This is a genomic window from Streptomyces virginiae (assembly GCF_041432505.1).
Classification (GTDB): Bacteria; Actinomycetota; Actinomycetes; order Streptomycetales; family Streptomycetaceae; genus Streptomyces; species Streptomyces virginiae_A.
Genome location: NZ_CP107871.1, coordinates 2,087,885 through 2,106,147 on the forward strand (window position 1 = coordinate 2,087,885; position 18,263 = coordinate 2,106,147).

The 18,263-nt window shown below is 72.6% G+C and carries 17 protein-coding genes; 9 read left to right on the plus strand and 8 right to left on the minus strand.

The window, feature by feature from the left end; translation table 11 throughout:
* Positions 1–103: 103 nt before the first annotated feature.
* From eat to OG624_RS09855, 3 genes are all read left to right on the plus strand, one after another.
* Positions 104–1,582 carry an ethanolamine permease gene (eat, locus tag OG624_RS09845; protein WP_033222461.1) on the plus strand — a complete coding sequence of 493 codons (1,479 nt, stop codon included), beginning with the start codon at positions 104–106 and terminating at the stop codon, positions 1,580–1,582.
* A 45-nt stretch (positions 1,583–1,627) separates the two neighbouring features.
* Entirely contained in the window at positions 1,628–2,335 is a 708-nt protein-coding gene (locus OG624_RS09850; RefSeq protein WP_371587494.1) for a gamma-glutamyl-gamma-aminobutyrate hydrolase family protein, read from the plus strand.
* 108 nt (positions 2,336–2,443) lie between these two features.
* On the plus strand, positions 2,444–3,238 hold the full coding sequence (locus tag OG624_RS09855) for a hypothetical protein (protein ID WP_266358483.1): 795 nt from the start codon (positions 2,444–2,446) through the stop codon (positions 3,236–3,238).
* A gap of 21 nt (positions 3,239–3,259) precedes the next feature.
* Here the strand turns inward: OG624_RS09855 and OG624_RS09860 are convergent, their stop codons facing one another.
* Complete coding sequence (locus tag OG624_RS09860; RefSeq protein ID WP_161291738.1) at positions 3,260–3,616, minus strand: hypothetical protein; 357 nt, start codon at positions 3,614–3,616, stop codon at positions 3,260–3,262.
* Between the two features lie 302 nt (positions 3,617–3,918).
* A complete protein-coding gene (locus OG624_RS09865; protein WP_033222456.1) occupies positions 3,919–4,842 on the minus strand; it encodes a LysR family transcriptional regulator in 924 nt (307 codons plus the stop codon).
* A 70-nt stretch (positions 4,843–4,912) separates the two neighbouring features.
* On the opposite strand from OG624_RS09865, the gene OG624_RS09870 reads away from it, so the two are divergent.
* Positions 4,913–6,031: a TDT family transporter gene (locus OG624_RS09870; RefSeq protein ID WP_371639320.1), complete on the plus strand. Its 1,119-nt coding sequence runs from the start codon at positions 4,913–4,915 to the stop codon at positions 6,029–6,031.
* Between the two features lie 508 nt (positions 6,032–6,539).
* Here OG624_RS09870 and OG624_RS09875 read toward each other — a convergent pair.
* On the minus strand, positions 6,540–7,262 hold the full coding sequence (locus tag OG624_RS09875) for a helical backbone metal receptor (RefSeq protein ID WP_371639321.1): 723 nt from the start codon (positions 7,260–7,262) through the stop codon (positions 6,540–6,542).
* Positions 7,263–7,267: 5 nt separating this feature from the next.
* A complete protein-coding gene (locus OG624_RS09880; protein ID WP_051763982.1) occupies positions 7,268–7,882 on the minus strand; it encodes a helix-turn-helix domain-containing protein in 615 nt (204 codons plus the stop codon).
* Between the two features lie 235 nt (positions 7,883–8,117).
* On the opposite strand from OG624_RS09880, the gene OG624_RS09885 reads away from it, so the two are divergent.
* From OG624_RS09885 to OG624_RS09900, 4 genes are all read left to right on the plus strand, one after another.
* Entirely contained in the window at positions 8,118–9,023 is a 906-nt protein-coding gene (locus OG624_RS09885; protein WP_033226535.1) for a 5'-3' exonuclease, read from the plus strand.
* Between the two features lie 48 nt (positions 9,024–9,071).
* Positions 9,072–9,911 carry a siderophore-interacting protein gene (locus OG624_RS09890; protein ID WP_033226492.1) on the plus strand — a complete coding sequence of 280 codons (840 nt, stop codon included), beginning with the start codon at positions 9,072–9,074 and terminating at the stop codon, positions 9,909–9,911.
* A 123-nt stretch (positions 9,912–10,034) separates the two neighbouring features.
* Positions 10,035–11,603 carry a serine hydrolase gene (locus OG624_RS09895; protein ID WP_371639323.1) on the plus strand — a complete coding sequence of 523 codons (1,569 nt, stop codon included), beginning with the start codon at positions 10,035–10,037 and terminating at the stop codon, positions 11,601–11,603.
* A gap of 19 nt (positions 11,604–11,622) precedes the next feature.
* The gene (locus OG624_RS09900; RefSeq protein ID WP_266358474.1) at positions 11,623–12,594 is read left to right on the plus strand and encodes an RluA family pseudouridine synthase; all 972 of its coding nucleotides are present in this window, start codon (positions 11,623–11,625) and stop codon (positions 12,592–12,594) included.
* Positions 12,595–12,690: 96 nt separating this feature from the next.
* On the opposite strand, the gene OG624_RS09905 is transcribed toward OG624_RS09900, so the two are convergent.
* Positions 12,691–13,263, minus strand: coding sequence for a TetR/AcrR family transcriptional regulator (locus tag OG624_RS09905; RefSeq protein ID WP_371587497.1), 573 nt, complete (start codon positions 13,261–13,263; stop codon positions 12,691–12,693).
* A 100-nt stretch (positions 13,264–13,363) separates the two neighbouring features.
* Between OG624_RS09905 and OG624_RS09910 the strand changes: the two genes are divergently transcribed.
* Entirely contained in the window at positions 13,364–13,651 is a 288-nt protein-coding gene (locus OG624_RS09910) for a putative quinol monooxygenase (RefSeq protein ID WP_371639324.1), read from the plus strand.
* A gap of 55 nt (positions 13,652–13,706) precedes the next feature.
* Here OG624_RS09910 and OG624_RS09915 read toward each other — a convergent pair whose 3' ends face one another.
* The 3 genes from OG624_RS09915 to OG624_RS09925 form a co-directional block, all read right to left on the minus strand.
* The gene (locus tag OG624_RS09915) at positions 13,707–14,366 is read right to left on the minus strand and encodes a TetR/AcrR family transcriptional regulator (protein ID WP_033226503.1); all 660 of its coding nucleotides are present in this window, start codon (positions 14,364–14,366) and stop codon (positions 13,707–13,709) included.
* Positions 14,367–14,457: 91 nt separating this feature from the next.
* Positions 14,458–17,298: a DEAD/DEAH box helicase gene (locus OG624_RS09920; RefSeq protein WP_371639325.1), complete on the minus strand. Its 2,841-nt coding sequence runs from the start codon at positions 17,296–17,298 to the stop codon at positions 14,458–14,460.
* Between the two features lie 46 nt (positions 17,299–17,344).
* A complete protein-coding gene (locus tag OG624_RS09925; protein ID WP_371639326.1) occupies positions 17,345–18,244 on the minus strand; it encodes a diacylglycerol kinase in 900 nt (299 codons plus the stop codon).
* Between the last annotated feature and the right edge of the window lie 19 nt (positions 18,245–18,263).

The following is an 18,263-nucleotide window of genomic DNA, read 5'->3' on the forward strand; positions in this document are numbered from 1 at the left end:
GAGAGGGTTTCGTAACTTCTGTTTAACGCAGAGGTCTTGCGCACTCCACCGCTCTAAGGCAAAGGTACGCCCCACAACCATTGCCCTGAGGCAGGAGCGCACGATGGCCGACGACATCGAGGCACGGCTCGCCGCCGTACCCGCACCCACCACATCCCCCGACGGCGGGGACAGCCCCGACGAGTACCTCGCGCGCCGGACGCTGCGCCGTGGCAGCGCCGGCTGGCTGCTCCTGACCGGTCTCGGCGTCGCCTATGTCGTCTCCGGGGACTTCTCCGGCTGGAACGTCGGCCTCGACAAGGGCGGCTTCGGCGGCCTCGCCATCGCCACCGTCCTCATGGGCGCGATGTACGCCTGTCTGGTCTTCTCGCTCGCCGAGCTGTCCACCATCCTGCCGACCGCGGGCGGCGGCTACGGCTTCGCCCGCCGCGCGCTCGGCCCGTGGGGCGGCTTCCTCACCGGCACCGCCATCCTGATCGAATACATCCTGGCCCCGGCCGCGATCGTCATCTTCATCGGCGACTACGTCGAATCCCTCGGCCTCTTCGGACTCACCTCCAGCTGGCCGGTCTACCTCGGCTGCTTCGTCATCTTCATCGGCGTCCACCTCTGGGGCGTCGGCGAGGCACTGCGCTTCAGCCTCGTCGTGACCGCGATCGCCGTCGCCGCACTGCTGATCTTCGCGGTGGGGGCCTTCACCGAGTTCGACGCCTCCGGCCTGAACAACATCCCCGTCGACGCGAACGCCTTCGGCTCCAACTCCTGGCTGCCGCTGGGCGTGCTGGGCATCTGGGCCGCCTTCCCGTTCGGCATGTGGTTCTTCCTCGGCGTCGAGGGCGTCCCGCTGGCCGCCGAGGAGGCCAAGGACCCGGTCCGCTCCATGCCGAAGGCCCTCTCCATCTCCATGGGCATCCTCGCGCTGCTCGCCCTGATCACCTTCTTCGCCGCGACCGGCGCCCAGGGCGCCGACGCCGTCAAGGCCGCGGGCAACCCGCTGGTCGTGGCCCTGGAAGGGGACGGCGGCCCGACCGCGCTCAGCCGCTTCGTGAACTACGCGGGCCTGGCGGGCCTGGTGGCCTCCTTCTTCTCCCTCATCTACGCGGGCTCGCGCCAGCTCTTCGCCCTCTCCCGGGCCGGCTACCTGCCCCGCTTCCTCTCGCTGACCTCGAAGCGCAAGGCCCCGTACCTGGGTCTGATCATCCCCGGCGCCATCGGTTTCGCCCTCGCCGCGGCCACCGGCAACGGAGCCCGCATGCTGAACATCGCGGTGTTCGGCGCCACCATCTCCTACGCCCTGATGGCCCTCTCGCACATCGTGCTGCGCCGCCGGGAGCCGGACCTGGAGCGCCCGTACCGCACCCCGGGCGGGATCGTGACCTCCTCGGTGGCCTTCGCGCTCGCCCTGTCGGCCCTGGTCGCCACCTTCCTGGTGGACAAGGACGCCGCGCTCATCGCGCTCGCCGTGTACGCCGTCGCCCTGGCCTACTTCGCCTTCTACAGTCGCCACCACCTGGTGGCCTCGGCCCCGGAGGAGGAGTTCGCGGCTCTGGCGGAAGCCGAGGCGGAACTGTCCCGCGACTGAAACCCTGTCACCGTCCGCCCACGCCCCTTCCCGGAGGTATCGAACGTGCCCAGGCCGCTCATCGGCATCACCACCTACGTCGAGGAATCCACCCGCTACGGCGTGTGGGACCTCCCGACATCCCTCGTACCGACCGGGTACTACGAACTCGTCCAGGCGGCGGGCGGCGCGGCCGTGCTGCTCCCGCCGGACGAACCCGGGTCGGCGGCGGAGGTGCTGAGCCGGGTGGACGGCCTGGTCGTCGCGGGCGGCCCGGACCTGGACCCGGTGTACTACGGAGCCGCGCGCGACTCCCGCACGGGAGCCCCCGCCACGGTCCGCGACCACTGGGAGCTGGCCCTGATCGCGGCGGCGCTGGACGCGGACCTGCCGGTCCTCGGAATCTGCCGGGGCATGCAGGCCCTGAACGTGGCCCTGGGCGGCACGCTCGTCCAGCACATCGACGGGCACGTCGAGACCCCGGGGGTCATGTCCTCGCACCCGGTCCGCCCGGTCCCGGGCACCCGCTACGCGGACCTGGTCCCGCAGGAGGCTCAGGTCCCGACCTACCACCACCAGGCCGTCGACCGGCTGGGCCGGGGCCTGGTCGTCTCGGCCCACGCGGTCGACGGCACGGTGGAGGCGATCGAACTGCCCGACCCCGAACGGTGGGTGATGGGCGTCCAGTGGCACCCGGAGCGGGACACCGACACCCGGGTGATGTCCGCCCTCGTCGAGGCGGCCTCCGTCCGTACCGCGGTACCGGTGGGCTGACGCCCCTACCCCCCGTCCCCACGCGCCCGACCGGCGCCCGGGGACGGGGGCGCGCGGGGCAGCCCCGCTCGAATGGCCGGTCCCCCGCCGGGCGGGCACGCTGGATGGGTGAGCACCGACGCACACCGTACGGCGAAGGGGCCGGTGGCCGGGTTCCTCGACAACCCGGTCGTGGGCATGGCGCCGTGGATCATCTTCTCGCTGCTGGTCGGCCCCGGACGGTTCGAGCTGGCCGTAGGACTGGCCCTGGCCTCGGCGGTCGCCCTGATCGCGCTGGGCCACCTGGTCAACCGCGGCAGCTCCTGGAAGCTGCTGGAACTGGCCGACGTGGTCTTCTTCACGTCGATGGCCGTCATCGGAGCCTTGGCCGGCGACGGCACCCTGCGCTGGCTGGAGACGTACGCGGGCGAGGTGGCCAACATCGCGCTGGCGGTGATCGCCTTCGGCTCGATGGCCGTCCGGATGCCGTTCACGATCCAGTACGCCCGCGAACAGGTCGATCCGTCCCTCTGGCACACCCGCGGCTTCCTGCGCACCAACTACATGATCACCGGGGCGTGGGGCATCGCCTTCCTGGTGGCCGCCGCCGCGGGAGCGTACGGCGACCTGGTGCTGCACAACCCGAACAACATCTGGACCGGCTGGATCATCCAGATCCTGGCGATCGTCGCCGCCGTGAAGTTCACCGTCTGGTACCCGGACGTCGCCCGTGCCCGGGCGGTCCGCGAAGCCTCCGGCCTACCTCCCGAGCCCACACGGTGGGCGGGCTTCCTGGTGCCGCTGGCGGGCCTGCTGGTGCCGATCGGGATCGCGGTCCTCATCTTCGACAACATGTGGTGGCTGGGCGTCGCGCTGATCGTGGTGGGCTCGCTCCTGACGAAGCGGCTCAGCTCGGAGAGCTGAGCCCCCTCCGTCAGCCGTTGCTCACTCGGGCCGGACGAAGACCACCGACCGCAGTTCGAGGCGCTCCGAGCCGTAGCCCGTGCGCGGCCGCAGCGCGAACTCCCGGCCCGTGCAGTCCGGCTCCGTGAACACGAGCGCCACCTCGTCGGTCCGGTTGCGGGGCGAGTGCGCCGGGGAACTGGCCCCGGGGTCGGCCACCTCGGGCAGCGTGATGCACTCCCCGCTCGGCGGGTTCTCCAGGACGAGCCGCAGCGGCCGGCCGTCGAGACCGGACACCGTGTACTGGAACTCCCCGGTGGCGGCCGAGGCCGACGTCGGCATCGTGAGCAGCAGGGTGACGGCGCCGAAGGCGGCGCCGGCGGCATGGCGAAGACGCATCTGGGTTCTCCTCGGGAGGGCGACAAACGTGCAGGAGCCACCTTTCCGGCGTCCCGCGCCTCGATCACCGCCCGCACCGCGCCGAATCGATCCCTCCTCCCCCGAACGGACCTAGGCCGTCTCTTTCGGATCTTGCCGGGCCCGGCCCGCCCGGCACGGCACCTCATCCCCCAGACTCCGTCCGGGGGGACCCCCAGGTTGTCGGGGCACTCGAGTACGTCCAGTACACGAGCGCCCCTCCGCCTTGCGCTGCACCGCACCGGACGACCCGGGCTCACCCGACAAGATCCGAAAGAGACGGCCTAGATCCGCCGGTGGGTGAGGGACAGCAGGTCACGGGCCGGGCCCGCCGGCCGGGAGCCCGTCGGCCAGACCGCTCGTAGGGCCCGGTCGAGCGGCGTGCCCGACACCGGGACCTCCACCAGCCGCCGCGCGCCCAGTTCGTCCCCGACCGCCAGCTCCGACAGCACGCACGGCCCCGCACCGCTGAGCGCCGCCGCCTTCACCGCCGTGGTCGACGCCAGTTCCAGCAGCGGCGCGGCCAGCCCGCCGGCCGAGACCAGCGCGGCGTCCAGGACCTGCCGGGTGCCTGACCCCCGCTCGCGCAGGATCAACGGGGTAGAGGCCAGCTCCGCCGCCGACACCCCCTTGGCCCTGCGGGCCCACGGGTGACCGGGGGCCACCGCCACCACCAGGCGGTCCTGCGCGATCACCGCCGAGTCCAGTCCCTCGGGCACGGTCAACCCCTCCACGAAGCCGAGGTCGGCCTCATGGGCGAGGACCCGTTCGGCGACCACCGCCGAGTTACCGGCGTGCAGGGACACCGCCGTGTCCGGGCGCTGCCCGCGCAGGGCGATCAGCCAGCCCGGCAGCAGGTACTCCGCGATGGTCATACTGGCGGCCACCCGCAGCCGCGAGTCCCGTCGCCCGCGCAACGCCTGCGCCCCCGCGTCGAAGGCCTCCGCGGCCTCCACCACCCGTCGGGCCCAGTCCGTGACGAGCGCCCCCTCGGCCGTGAGCGTCGAACCCCGCGGGGAACGGTCCACCAGAGCCACGCCGAGCCGGGTCTCCATCGCCCGGATCCGGCTGCTCGCGGCGGGCTGGGTGATACCGAGACGCCGGGCCGCGCCGCTCAGGCTGCCGACCCGCGCGACCGCGAGCAGCAGTTCCAGCGCGCCCAGGTCCGGTACCCGGTGTGCCAGCGGAACCCACTCCTCATTACCCATAACATCAGTTTATGGCCTCATAGAGAGATGGCCTCTGCCGCCCCGTGCGCCCCACCGCGAGGCTGGAGCCATGGCCACCACCCTCGTGCGACCCCGCACCCAGACCACCCCCGCAGCCCGGACCCACAAGGCCCCCGCGCTGCGGCATCTCGGCCCCAACTGGTACGCCTGCGTCATGGGTACGGCGATCCTCGCCAACGCCGGCGCGACCCTCCCGTACCAGCTCCCCGGCCAACGCGTGGCCTGCCAGCTCGTCTGGGCGCTGTCCGCCGCCGCCCTCGCCGTCCTGCTCACCGCCCGCGCCGGGCACTGGCTCCACCACCGCGACCAGGCCCGCGCCCACCTGCTCGACCCTTCCGTCGCCCCCTTCTACGGCTGCGTCTCGATGGCCCTGCTGGCCGTCGGCGGCGGCACCCTCATCGTCGGCAAGGACCTCATCGGGACGGGCGCGGCCGTCGCCGTGGACGCCGTCCTCTTCACCGTCGGTACCGTGATCGGCCTGGTCACGGCCGTGGCCCTGCCCTACCTGATGGTCGTACGCCACAAGGTCGAGCTCCAGCAGGCCACTCCCGTCTGGCTGCTCCCCCTGGTGCCGCCCATGGTCTCCGCCGCCCTCGGCCCGCTGCTGATACCCCACCTGCCCGCGGGCCAGCCCCGCGAGACCCTGCTGCTCGCCTGCTACGCCATGTTCGGCATCAGCCTGCTCGCCACCCTGCTGATGCTCCCCCTGATCTTCGGCCGACTGATCGTGGGCGGCCCTCTCCCCCTGGTCCTGACCCCCACCCTGTTCCTGGTCCTGGGCCCCCTCGGCCAGTCCACCACCGCCGTCAACCAGCTCGCCGATGTCGCCCCCCAGTCGATCGACGGCAGCTACGCGGGCGCCCTGGGCGCCTTCGCCGTGGTCTACGGGGTTCCCGTGATGGGCTTCGCCCTGCTGTGGCTGGCCCTGGCCACGGCCATGCTGGTCCGGGCGGCCCGGAACGGCATGGACTTCGCGATGACCTGGTGGGCCCTGACCTTCCCCGTCGGCACCTGCGTCACCGGTGCCACCGGCCTGGCCCACCACACGGGCCTGACCGCCTTCGCCTGGCTCGCCAACGCCCTCTTCCTGGCCCTGCTGACCGCCTGGCTCCTGGCCGCCGCCCACACCCTGCGCGGCCTCCTCTCCGGCCGCCTTCTGTCCGGCTGACGGGTCTGCGGGGCCGGTCCGCTCCCGCGGCGGGTAGCAGTACGGGTCGACCGGTCCCGATCCGTATCGGTCTGCGGGCCGGGGCCCGGGCCGGTCCGCGTCGTCCTGCGGGACGGGGTTCGGGCGCGGTGCGGGGTGGTGCGCGGGGCCGGGCAGGGGTGTCTCCTCGGCTCGCGCGGTCAGGTATGTCTCGGCTGTGGATCGGGGGTGCGCGCTCGTCCTGCGGGGACACCCCTGCCCGTCCCCGCTCCCCACGCGTCGGGCCGGCTTCGGGGCCACTGTCGAAGTCCTGCCGTGGGGCGGGGACACGGTGGAGTGTCCCCGCAGGACGAGCGCGCACCACCGGCTACGGCCGAGACATGCGGTACCGCGCGAGCCGAGGAGACACTCCGCCGGGGCACCGCCCCACACCACCCAGCCCCGCCGGCGTTTGAGGCGCGGGTCCGGGCAGCGCCCGGCGGGGCCCGGGGCAGCGCCCCGGAACCACCGACCGGCCGGAGCCGAAGGGCTACCGCGCAGCGCTCAGGGCACGCGACAGCACCGCCGGCGCCTCGGCCAGCGAGGGCCCGTACCAGGTCAGGTGCCGTCCGCCGAGCAACGCGGCCGGCAGCCCCGGGAAGGCCTCCGGTCCGTCCTCGGCGGTGAAGCGGTACGGCTCGTCCGGCAGCACCACCAGATCGCAGCCGGCCGCGGCGAGTTCCTCCACCGGCACCCGCGGATACCGCTCCGCATGGGCGTCGTAGACGTTGCGCACGCCCAGCCGTGCCAGCAGGTCCCCGGCGAAGGTGTCCCGCCCCAGCACCATCCACGGCCGCCGCCAGATCGGCACGAAGGCGGTGCGCGTACCGGCCGGCGGCTCCACCCGGCCCCACGCCCGCTCCGCGTCCGCCAGCCACCCGGGTCTCGTCAGCCCCAGCGCCCCCACGAGCACCCGGTCCAGTTCCCGGAGCGCCTGCGGGAGGTCCCGCACCTCGGTCACCAGTACCTCGACCCCGGCCGCGCGCAGCGCCGCCAGGTCGGGGGCCCGGTTCTCCTCCTCGTTGGCGATGACCAGGTCCGGCCGGAGCTCCGCGATCGCCGCCACGTCGGGGTTCTTCGTCCCCCCGACGCGCACCGCACCCCCGAGGTCCCCGGGGTGCGTGCACCAGTCGGTGACCCCGACCAGCCGCCCGGGCGCGCTCACGGCCACCGCCTCGGTCAGCGAGGGCACCAGCGAGACGATCCGCCGCACGCCGCTCAGTGTCCCGGCGACGGGGGTTCGGAGGTCGCGTGGATGTGCTCGCCCACCGCGACGACGAGGATCCGGGTGTCTTCGGTGACCGCCCGCCAGCGGTGGCGCACCCCGCCGGAAAGGAACAGCGCGTCCCCGCTCTCCAGCCGGTACGCCCGCCCTTCCGCTTCGACCTGACAGGCACCCTCGACCACGTACATCAGTTCGTCGTTGCGGTGCTGGTACTCGCGTCCGGCGTCCTGGTCCCCGGTGAACTCCATCGCGTGCAGCTGGTGGTGTCCGCGGACCAGGGGGCGGACGCCCGGGGCCGGGGTGAGCCCGGAGGCGTCACCGGCCCGTACGAGGTCCACCGTGCGCGCGGTGTCGGAGGCGGCCAACAGCTCGACGGCCGTGGTCTCCAGGGCGTCCGCGACCCGCTCCAGGGAGCGCATGCTGGGCCGGGCCCGCTCGTTCTCTATCTGACTCAGGAAGGGCACCGACAGGCCGCTGCGCGCCGACACGGCGGCCAGCGTGAGATGGAGCGCACGGCGCCGCTTGCGCACGGCCACGCCCACCCGGAGCGGCTCCTTGCCGTCCTTGTCCTTGCTCTTGTCGTCCCTGTCGTTCAGCTTGCCGTCCATGCCATCGGTGCCGTCGATGCCGTCCCTGTCGTTCATGTCGGGGCTGCCCTCCCCATGTCTGTCGCACATCGGTGTGCTGTAAGCACCTTACGCAGCAACCGCCTCCGGTTTCGCGTGCACGGCTCTTCCCGTACACATGCGCTCACTGTCCGTCGCGGCGCGGGGTGTCCGACCGGCCGGGACATCCGCCGGGGTGCGTTGCGGCATCATCGACTCCGTGACGACACGACGCCTGATGCTTCTGGACACCGCCTCCCTCTACTACCGCGCCTACTTCGGTGTGCCGGACTCGGTGAAGGCCCCCGACGGCACCCCGGTCAACGCCGTGCGCGGGCTGCTCGACTTCATCGGCCGGCTCGTCCAGGACCATCGGCCGGACGATCTGGTGGCGTGCATGGACGCAGACTGGCGGCCGCAATGGCGGGTGGAGCTGATCCCCTCCTACAAGGCGCACCGGGTGGCCGAGGAGACCGAGACCGGCCCGGACGTGGAGGAGACCCCGGACACCCTCGCCCCGCAGGTGCCGATCATCGAGGCGGCGCTGGACGCCTTCGGCATCGCCCGGGTCGGGGTCGCCGGGTACGAGGCGGACGATGTGATCGGTACGCTCACGGCCCGTGCGAGCGGCCCGGTGGACATCGTCACCGGCGACCGGGACCTGTACCAGCTGGTGGACGACGCCCGGCAGCGGCGGGTGCTGTACCCGCTCAAGGGCGTGGGCACCCTGCAGCTGACCGACGAGGCGTGGCTGCGTGAGAAGTACGGGGTGGACGGCCCCGGTTACGCGGATCTGGCACTGCTGCGCGGCGACCCGAGCGACGGCCTGCCGGGTGTCCCCGGCATCGGCGAGAAGACGGCCGCCAAACTCCTGGACGCCTACGGCACGCTGGCCGGGATCATCGCGGCGATCGACGACCCGAAGTCGAAGCTGACCCCGACCCAGCGCAAGCGGCTGGACGAGTCCCGGCCCTATCTGGCGGTGGCGCCCAAGGTGGTCCAGGTGGCCTCGGACGTGCCGCTGCCGGTGTTCGACCCGGCCCTTCCGACGGCCCCGGCGCAGCCCGAACTGGTGGATGCGCTAGCCCATCGGTGGGGTCTGGGGGGCGCAGTCGCTCGCCTGAGCAGCGTGCTGCGCCCATGAGGTGATAACTTAGGTAAGGCTAAGTTTCGTGGAGTCAGGGGAGTCACCGTGGCAGAAGGACGCGCCCGCACCGTCGGCACCGCCGTCGTCGTACGCACCGAGCGGCTGTCGCCGCACATGGTGCGGCTCGTGCTGGGCGGTGAGGGCCTCCGGGAGTTCGGCGCGGGCGGTTACACCGACCATTACGTGAAGCTGCTGTTCGCCCCGGTGGGTGTGAACTACCCCGCGCCGTGGGACCTGGACCGGATCCGCGCGGACTTCCCCCGGGCGCAGTGGCCGCGCCAGCGGGCGTACACGGTCCGCAGCTGGGACCCGGCACACATGGAGCTGACCCTCGACTTCGTGGTCCACGGCGACGAGGGCCTGGCCGGCCCCTGGGCGGCGCGGGTGCAGCCGGGCGAGCTCGTACGCTTCCTCGGCCCGGGCGGCGCCTACGCCCCGGACCCGGTGGCCGGCTGGCACCTCCTGGTGGGCGACGAGAGCGCCCTGCCCGCGATCGCCGCCGCGATGGAGCGGATGCCGGCGGGGGCGCGGGTCCACGCCTTCGTAGAGATCGACGGCCCGGCCGACGAGCTGAAGGTCGCCACCCCGGACGGCATCGTCCCGATCTGGCTGCACCGCGGCGACCGCCCGGTCGGCGAGGCCCTGGTGGAGGCCGTCACGTCCATGGAGTTCCCCTCGACGGACGTCCACGCCTTCGTCCACGGCGAGGCCGGCTTCGTCAAGGAGCTGCGCCGCCACCTGCGCATGGAGCGCGGCGTCCCGCGCGAGCGCCTGTCGATCTCGGGCTACTGGCGCCTGGGCGAGACGGACGAGGGCTGGCGCGCGATCAAGCGCGACTGGAACGCCTCGGTGGAAGCCGAACAGGAACACCGCGCCGCTGCCTAAAGGTTTTTCCCCGCCGCCGTTCGAGGCGCGGGTTCGGGGGCGGCGCCCCCGGCAACGGCGCCGCACGCGCCCACCGCCGGACGGCGACGGGCGCGCCGCGGCCACCGGCAGGACAATGGCCCCATGCGTACGCTCCCCGCCCTCGGGGCAGCAGGGGCTGCGGTCCTCCTGGCCGCGACGGCCGGCGCCGCGGCCATGGGCACGGCCGGTGCCGCGGCCACGGCCGCGCCCACGCCACCCCCCGCCCCGAAACCCCAGATCACGGACGCCGCCGTCGACAAGGCCGTCGCCCGCCTCGACCGCACCGTCGAGGACATGATGCGCCGCACCGGAGTCCCCGGCGTGTCCGTGGCCGTCGTCCACGACGACAAGGTCGTCCACATCAAGGGCTACGGGCTCCGCAGGACGGGCGAGAGCGCCACGGTCGGCCCCGACACCGTCTTCCAGATCGCCTCGCTGTCCAAGCCCGTCTCCTCCACGGTCGTGGCCGGCGCCCTGACCGATCCGAAGGAGTGGGACGACCGCGCCGTCCTGCCCGGGTTCTCCCTGAAGGACCCCTGGGTCACCGACCACGTCACCACCGCCGACCTGTTCTCCCACCGCAGCGGCCTCCCCGACCACGCCGGCGACCTCCTCGAAGACCTCGGCTACGACCAGGCGTACATCCTCGACCACCTGCGACTGGAGCCCCTCGACCCGTTCCGGGCGAGCTACGCCTACACCAACTTCGGTCTCACCGCCGCCGCCGAGGCCGTCGCCCGCGCCAAGGGCACCAGCTGGCAGAAGCTCAGCGCCGACACCCTCTTCAAGCCCGCCGGCATGACCCGTACGAGCACCGAGTTCTCCGCCTTCGTCAACTCCCCCGACCACGCCGCCACCCACGTCAAGAACGCCGACGGCACCTGGAGCCCGCGCTTCGTCCGCGACCCGGACGCCCAGGCCCCGGCCGGCGGTGTCAGCTCCACCGCCACCGACATGGCCCGCTGGCTGCGGCTGCAGCTGGCCGGCGGCACCCTCGACGGGAAGCGGATCATCCCCGCCGACGCCCTGGCCCGGACCCACGTGCCCGCGATCGTGTCGCAGCCGACCAACGCCGTCGGCACCACCAGCTTCTACGGCCTCGGCTGGAACGTCAGCTACGACAGCGCCGGCCGCCTGCGCCTGAGCCACTCCGGCGCCTTCGAACTCGGCGCCAACACCAACGTCACCATGCTGCCGCTGGAACAGCTCGGCATCGTCGTCCTGACCAACGGCGCCCCGGTCGGTCTGCCCGACGCCGTCGCCCTGGACTTCTTCGACTACGCCGAACACGGCAAGGTCTCCACCGACTGGCTCGCCCTGGCCGCCTCCGCCTACGCGGCGGCCCTCGCGCCCCCGAACGGGTCGAGCACCGACTACGCCCACCCGCCCGCCGGTGCGCGGCCCGCCCGGGACAGCGCCGCGTACACCGGAACCTACGACAACCCCTACTACGGCAAGGCCACCGTGACCGCCGACGACAACGGCGCGCTCACCCTCGCCCTCGGCCCGAAGCCCCTGCGCTTCCCGCTGACCCACTACGACGGGGACACCTTCAGCTTCGTGACCGCGGGCGAGAACGCGGTCGGCCGCACCGGAGTGATCTTCGCCGACGGCACCCTGCGCGTGGAGTACCTCGACGCCGACCACCTGGGCACTTTCACCCAGCAGTAGCCGCATAGCCTGTTCCCCGATGAGACGCAGAGCCCAGCCACCGACCTCGCCCCTCCCCCAGCGCGCCGGCATCGACCCGGTGCGGCTGCGGCTCCCGCCCGACCCGGAGGGAACCTGGCCGGATCTCGGCGACTACCTCGCGGCGCGCTACGCCGGCACCCGCGGCGCCGATTCCGTGGCCCGCCTGCTGGCCGCGGGCCGGGTGCTGGGCCCCGGCGGGCGGGTCCTGCGCGCGGAGGACCCGTACGAGCCGGGCGCCTATCTGTGGTTCCACCGGGACATGGAGCCGGAGCCGCGCGTGCCTTTCCCGATCTCCGTCGTCCACCGGGACGCGCACCTGCTGGTCGTGGACAAGCCGCACTTCCTGGCGACCACCCCGCGCGGCTCCCACATCACCGAGACCGCCCTGGCCCGGCTCCGCGCGGAGCTGGACCTGCCCGACCTCAGCCCCGCGCACCGGCTGGACCGGCTGACGGCGGGGCTGGTGATGTTCAGCGTCCGCCCCGAGGATCGCGGCGCCTATCAGCTGCTCTTCCAGCGGCGCGAGGTGCACAAGGAGTACGAGGCCCTCGCACCCCACGACCCGGCGCTCGCCCGCACCCTGCCGCGTACGGTCCGCAGCCGGATCGAGAAGGCCCGCGGGGTCATCGCGGCGGTCGAGGTGCCGGGCGGCGAGCCCAACGCGGAGAGCCTCGTCGAACTCGTCGACTCCCGGGGCGGACTGGGTCGCTACCGGCTGACCCCGCGCACCGGCCGCACCCACCAGTTGCGGGTCCACATGAACAGCCTGGGCCTGCCCATCCTCGGCGACCCGGTGTATCCGCAGGTCACCGATCCGGCCCCGGACGACTACCGCACGCCTTTGCAACTCCTGGCCCGGGTACTGGCGTTCACCGACCCGGTGACCGCACGCGTGCACCGCTTCGAGAGCGGCCGCACCCTCCAGGCCTGGGACGACCGCGCGGGCTGGGAGGCCGGCACGGGCGGCTGAGCGGGTGGGGCGAGGTCGCGTGCCGATCCTTCTCGACGTCCGAGCCCTCGACCGGGCCGAACGGTGAGGATCAGCAGCGCACTTCCCGGGAGGCGGTCATCCGCCGGGGTTGCGGTGCCGGAGGTCGAGGACGATGTCGGCGGCGCGGGCGATGACCGGGGCGCGGGTGGTGCCGGGGTGGTCGGCGGCGAGGAAGTGGCTACCGATGGCCGCGCAGAAGGCGAGCAGAGCACGGGCCTCGACCTCGTCAGGGTCGTCGCAGAAAGTGCCGATCGCGTCGCGTGCCAACTGCATGCGCTCGTTGTCCACGCGGCGCAGGCGCTCCGCGACGGCGGGGTCGCGGCGGGCCCAGTCGCGGATGGCCAGATCGATGGGCAGCAGGCGGTCGCTGGAGAAGGTGAGCCGACCTGCCAGGCGGACCTTGTCCCGCGCGTCGCCGCCCTCCCGCTCGACCTGGTCGATCACCTCGTCCACGCTCTCGCGCTCCCAGGTGTCCAGCATCTCGGCCAGGAGCGCGTCGCGGTCGGCGAAGTACCCGTAGAAGCCGCCCTTGGTCACCCCCAACGCCTTGGCGAGCGCCTCGACCCGCACGGCCTCCGCACCGCCTGCGGCCAGCGCCCGCAGTCCCGCCTCGACCCACTTCTCGCGCGGTGTGCGCAATGCGCCCATCTGTGGCCCACCTCACCCTGTCCGACCGGTTGTACGAAGCCGTACAACCGGCCTAGCCTCGCGTTGTACGGCATCGTATAACCCGAGAGAGGACACCGTCATGTCATTCGGTTTCGTTGCCTTCCACTACCCGGCCCCCGAGCACGTCGATGCGTTCGTCGCCGAGTGCCACCAGGTCGCCGAGGCGATACGGCAACAGCCGGGCTCCCTGTCCGTCGGGGTCTGGGTCACCCCGGACGGCGCCGCCGTCGTCACCACCGGCGCGTTCGAGTCCGAGGACGCCTTCCGGGCGACGGCCGGCCTCGCCCGCGAGATGGGTGCGACGCCCGACGGCCTGAGCGACCTGGAGGTCAGGCCCCGCGTGGTCCACTTCCTCGAGTCGCGGTAGGAACGCCGCGGCCGGCCGGGGCGGCCCCGGCAGGGCACCTCCGGCACGCGACCGCTCAGCCCTGGAGGCGGCCGACGCCCGCGATCCGCAGCGCGGCGTCCGCGGTGGCTTCGGCGAAGGCCACGGGCGGCCGTGCCGGATCCGTGCGGTGGATCAGCATGACGCCCTCGATGAGGCCGAAGACCAGATCGCCCCGGAGCGTCAGCCCCGCCTTGTCCCCCGCGAGTTCGGCGCCGACGCGGGTTCCGGCGAGCAACACCCGGTAGGCGTCCTTGAGTTCTCCGCGCATCCGACGGAACCGTGCGAGGCGCGAGCCGCCGAGCTCGGGCAGCAGGTAGAGCGCGCCCAGGTTGTACGGTCCGCCGCACAGGAGCAGGACGTCGGAGCGGCACAGCTCCCACAGCCGCCGCGCGGCGCACCGCCCCTCGTCCGCGAGGAGTTGCCTGGCCAGCACCAGCGAGGGCGCGACCGTGGACTCCAGCAGTTCGGCGAGGAGCTCCTCCTTGCCGCCGAAGTAGTGGTACATCGTGGCCTGGCGCATCCCGGCCCGCTCCGCGACGGCCCGCGTGGTGGTCGCCGCGTATCCCTGGTCGGTGAACAACTCGGCCGCCGCGCAGAGGAGTTCCTCGCGCGGCGGCCGGCCGCTCTCCGGTCGCAGCCGGTCGGCGCGTGGCCGACCGACCCGTCTCGGACCATCGTCCGCTTCCCCGCTCATGACATCGATCGTCGCACAGAGCACGCCGATTCGATCATGGCAAGAGATCAGATCGAGCCATCCCCACTCTCGGAGGAAGCCCCAAAACCGCCTAGCCGACCGAACTGTAGGCCACTACACCCCGAAGCAGTGCGTCCACGGCCTTGCGGGCATTGCGCGCCACCGTGCTCCCACTGTCACCGGAGGCCGCCGGAGCCGCCGCCGCGACCTGCCCGAGCACGTCGATGACCTGCTTGCACCAGCGCACGAAGTCACCGGCCGGCATCTCCGCCTCGCGCAGCACCTCGTCGAGGCTCTTGTCGGAGGCCCACTGGTACGCCGCCCACGCGAAGCCGAGGTCCGGCTCGCGCTGGCCCACGCCCTCCGCCTGGTTGATGCGGTGCTCCTCCTCCAGCGCGTCGAGCCGGCCCCAGATCCGGACCATCTCGCCCAGCGCCTCCTTGGCCGCGCCGCCCGGCACCTTCGGGGCGACCGCGTCGTCGGACTGCCGCGCCTCGAAGACCAACGCCGAGACACAGGCCGCCAGTTCGGCCGGGCTCAGACCCTCCCACACCTTGGCCCGCAGGCACTCGGAGGCCAGCAGGTCCAGCTCCCCGTACAGCCGGGCGAGCCGCTTGCCGTGCACGGTGACCTCGTCCTCGCGCAGGTAGTCCAGCTCGGTCAGCAGGGCGTGGATCCGGTCGAAGGTGCGGGCGATGGTGTTCGTCCGGCCCTCGATCCGCCGCTCCAGCTGCTGGGTGTCCCGCTTGAGCCGGTGGTAGCGCTCCGCCCAGCGGGCGTGGTCCTCGCGCTCGTCGCAGCCGTGGCAGGGATGCGCCCGCAACTCGCCGCGCAGCCGGGCGATCTCGCGGTCGTCGGCGGCCGCGGCCCGGCCACGGGAGTGCCGCTCCGGCGTGATGTGCCCGGCCTTGGTCCGCAGCTGGGACGCCAGGTCCCGGCGGGACTGCGGCGAGCGCGCGTTGAAGGTCTTGGGGATCCGCATCCGGTCGAGCGCCTCGACCGGGACCGGGAAGTCGATCGCGGCGAGCCGCTTGACCTGCCGCTCGGCGGTGAGGACCAGCGGGCGCGGGCCCTCGGCGTACTCGTGCCCGCGGTGCCCGTGGACCCGCCCGGCCGGCACGCCCGGGTCCAGGACCAGCGCGAGCCCGGCGAACTTGCCCGTCGGCACGTGGATGATGTCGCCCGGCTTGAGCTTCTCCAGCGAACTGGCCGCCTGCACCCGGCGCTGTGCCGCGCCCTGCTTGGCCAGGTCCGTCTCACGGTCCTTGAGGTCACGGCGCAGCTGCGCGTACTCCTCGAAGTTCCCCAAGTGGCAGGTCATGCCCTCCTGGTAGCCCTCCAGACCCTCCTCGTTGCGCTGCACCTGCCGGGAGATCCCGACGACCGAGCGGTCGGCCTGGAACTGCGCGAAGGAGGTCTCCAGCAGCTCGCGCGAGCGGTGCCGACCGAACTGGCTGACCAGGTTAACGGCCATGTTGTAGGACGGCTTGAAGCTGGAACGCAGCGGATACGTACGGGTACCGGCGAGCCCGGCGAGACCCGCCGGATCCATGCCGCGCTGCCAGAGCACCACCGCGTGGCCCTCGACGTCGATGCCGCGCCGCCCGGCCCGGCCGGTCAGCTGCGTGTACTCGCCGGGGGTGATGTCGGCGTGCTGCTCGCCGTTCCACTTGACCAGCTTCTCCAGGATCACCGTGCGCGCGGGCATGTTGATGCCCAGCGCCAGGGTCTCCGTGGCGAAGACGGCCTTGACCAGGCCGCGTACGAAGAGCTCCTCCACGACCTCCTTGAAGGTGGGCAGCATGCCCGCGTGGTGCGCGGCGATGCCCCGCTCCAGGCCTTCGAGCCACTCGTAGTAGCCCAGGACGTGGAGGTCCTCGGTGGGGATGGAGGCGGTCCGGGACTCGACGATCTCGCGGACCCTGAGCCGCGCCGGTTCGTCGTTCAGTCGCAGGCCCGCGTACAGGCACTGCTGGACGGCGGCCTCGCAGCCGGCCCGGCTGAAGATGAAGTTGATGGCGGGCAGCAGCCCGTCGTTGTCGAGGCGGGCGATGACCTCGGGGCGGGACGGGGTCCAGATCCGGCCGCGGGAGCGCCGCTCGCGCTCGCGGTCGGCCTCGCGGACCATCTTTCCGCGCCGCCGGTCCTTCGGACTGTAGGTGCGGCTGTTCTCCTCGCGGGCCATGCGCAGCAGGTCGGGATTGACCTCCCGGCGCGCGGAGCCTCGGCCGCCGTGGTCGGACTCCTCCTCGAAGAGGTCGTAGATCCGGCGGCCGGCCATGACGTGCTGCCACAGCGGAACGGGCCGCCCCTCGGAGACGATCACCTCGGTGTCCCCGCGCACGGTGTCCAGCCAGTCGCCGAACTCCTCGGCGTTGGACACGGTGGCCGACAGGGAGACCAGGGTCACCGACTCGGGGAGGTGGATGATCACTTCCTCCCAGACGGCGCCGCGGAACCGGTCGGAGAGGTAGTGGACCTCGTCCATCACGACGTAGCCGAGGCCGCGCAGCGACTGGGAGCCCGCGTACAGCATGTTGCGGAGCACCTCGGTGGTCATCACGACCACCGGCGCCTCGGAGTTGACGCTGTTGTCGCCCGTCAGCAGGCCCACCTTGTCGGCGCCGTAGCGCTTGACGAGGTCGGCGTACTTCTGGTTCGACAGCGCCTTGATCGGCGTCGTGTAGAAGCACTTGCGGCCCTGCTGGAGGGCCAGGTGCACGGCGAACTCGCCGACGATGGTCTTGCCCGAGCCGGTCGGGGCGGCGACGAGGACGCCTTTGCCGGCCTCCAGCGCCTTGCATGCCTCGACCTGATACGGGTCCAGGTCGAAGTCGTACATCTCGCGGAAGGGGGCCAAGGCGGAGGCCTCTTCGGCGGCGCGGATCCGGGCAGCGGCGTACCGCTCGGCGGGTGAGAGTTCTTCGGTCATCTTGTTGTCGAGCCTACCCGCCACCTCTGACAACAGTCGCGATCATTTAAGCGAGCAGCCGGACGGCCCGGGGAACGCATTCGGCGGTCACCGGCAGCACCCCCAGGGGCTCGCCGTCCGCGTACGCGGACAGGCCCACGGCCTCCAAGGTGATCTTCCTGGCCCGGTGGACGGTCACCTTCGGGTGGCTGAGGTGGCGGCCCTTGTAGACCTGCGGGAACACCTTCAGCAGGGTGGCCCGGCTGCAGTCGCCGACCACCGTGACGTCGAAGAGCCCGTCGTCGGGGACGGCGTCCGCGCAGATGCGCATGCCCCCGCCGTAGGTGGATCCGTTGCCGACGGCCACCAACGTGGCCTCGGTCTCGATCACCGGCCCGTCGTCCAGGGTGATCCGGTACGGGAACGGCCGGAAGGCGGCCAGCTCCGCGATCATCGCCAGGTCGTACTTGAACCGGCCGACCGGCAGCCGCATCCGGTTGCCCCGGTCGTTGACCCGTGAGTCGAAGCCGGAGCACAGCACCGTCCCGAACCACTTCTCGTAGTCGGCGCCGGCCACCCGGCCCAGGTCGATCTCCCGGATCCGGCTCTCCTTGACGGCTTCGGCGGCCAGCTGCCCGGCCCGCGCCGGCTCCCGTACGGGCAGGCCCATCGCCCGGGCGAAATCGTTGCCGGTGCCCACCGCGACCACCCCGAGCGGCACGGGTGTCCCGGCCAGGGCCTGGAGCGCCAGGGAGACCACCCCGTCGCCACCCACCGCGATCACCGCACCGGTGCCCTCACGGACGGCGGCCGTGAGCCGGGCCAGCGCGTCCGGCGCGTCGGCGCCCACGACGGTCCGTACGGAGAAGCCGGCCGCCCGGACAGCCGAAGCGGCCGGCTGCGCGGCGTGCGCGCCCCGGCCGCGTCCGGCGGTGGGATTGACGAAGAGGGTGACCTCGTGACTCATCCTCGGGAATGTACCGGAG

Coding starts and splice junctions, on each gene's coding strand:
- OG624_RS09895 (WP_371639323.1), top strand. CDS start 10,035: ATGCGTACGCTCCCCGCCCTCGGGGCAGCAGGGGCTGCGGTCCTCCTG.
- OG624_RS09915 (WP_033226503.1), bottom strand. CDS start 14,366: ATGAGCGGGGAAGCGGACGATGGTCCGAGACGGGTCGGTCGGCCACGC.
- OG624_RS09870 (WP_371639320.1), top strand. CDS start 4,913: ATGGCCACCACCCTCGTGCGACCCCGCACCCAGACCACCCCCGCAGCC.
- OG624_RS09920 (WP_371639325.1), bottom strand. CDS start 17,298: ATGACCGAAGAACTCTCACCCGCCGAGCGGTACGCCGCTGCCCGGATC.
- OG624_RS09860 (WP_161291738.1), bottom strand. CDS start 3,616: ATGCGTCTTCGCCATGCCGCCGGCGCCGCCTTCGGCGCCGTCACCCTG.
- OG624_RS09865 (WP_033222456.1), bottom strand. CDS start 4,842: ATGGGTAATGAGGAGTGGGTTCCGCTGGCACACCGGGTACCGGACCTG.
- OG624_RS09905 (WP_371587497.1), bottom strand. CDS start 13,263: ATGGGCGCATTGCGCACACCGCGCGAGAAGTGGGTCGAGGCGGGACTG.
- OG624_RS09885 (WP_033226535.1), top strand. CDS start 8,118: ATGCTTCTGGACACCGCCTCCCTCTACTACCGCGCCTACTTCGGTGTG.
- eat (WP_033222461.1), top strand. CDS start 104: ATGGCCGACGACATCGAGGCACGGCTCGCCGCCGTACCCGCACCCACC.
- OG624_RS09880 (WP_051763982.1), bottom strand. CDS start 7,882: ATGGACGGCAAGCTGAACGACAGGGACGACAAGAGCAAGGACAAGGAC.
- OG624_RS09900 (WP_266358474.1), top strand. CDS start 11,623: ATGAGACGCAGAGCCCAGCCACCGACCTCGCCCCTCCCCCAGCGCGCC.
- OG624_RS09910 (WP_371639324.1), top strand. CDS start 13,364: ATGTCATTCGGTTTCGTTGCCTTCCACTACCCGGCCCCCGAGCACGTC.
- OG624_RS09925 (WP_371639326.1), bottom strand. CDS start 18,244: ATGAGTCACGAGGTCACCCTCTTCGTCAATCCCACCGCCGGACGCGGC.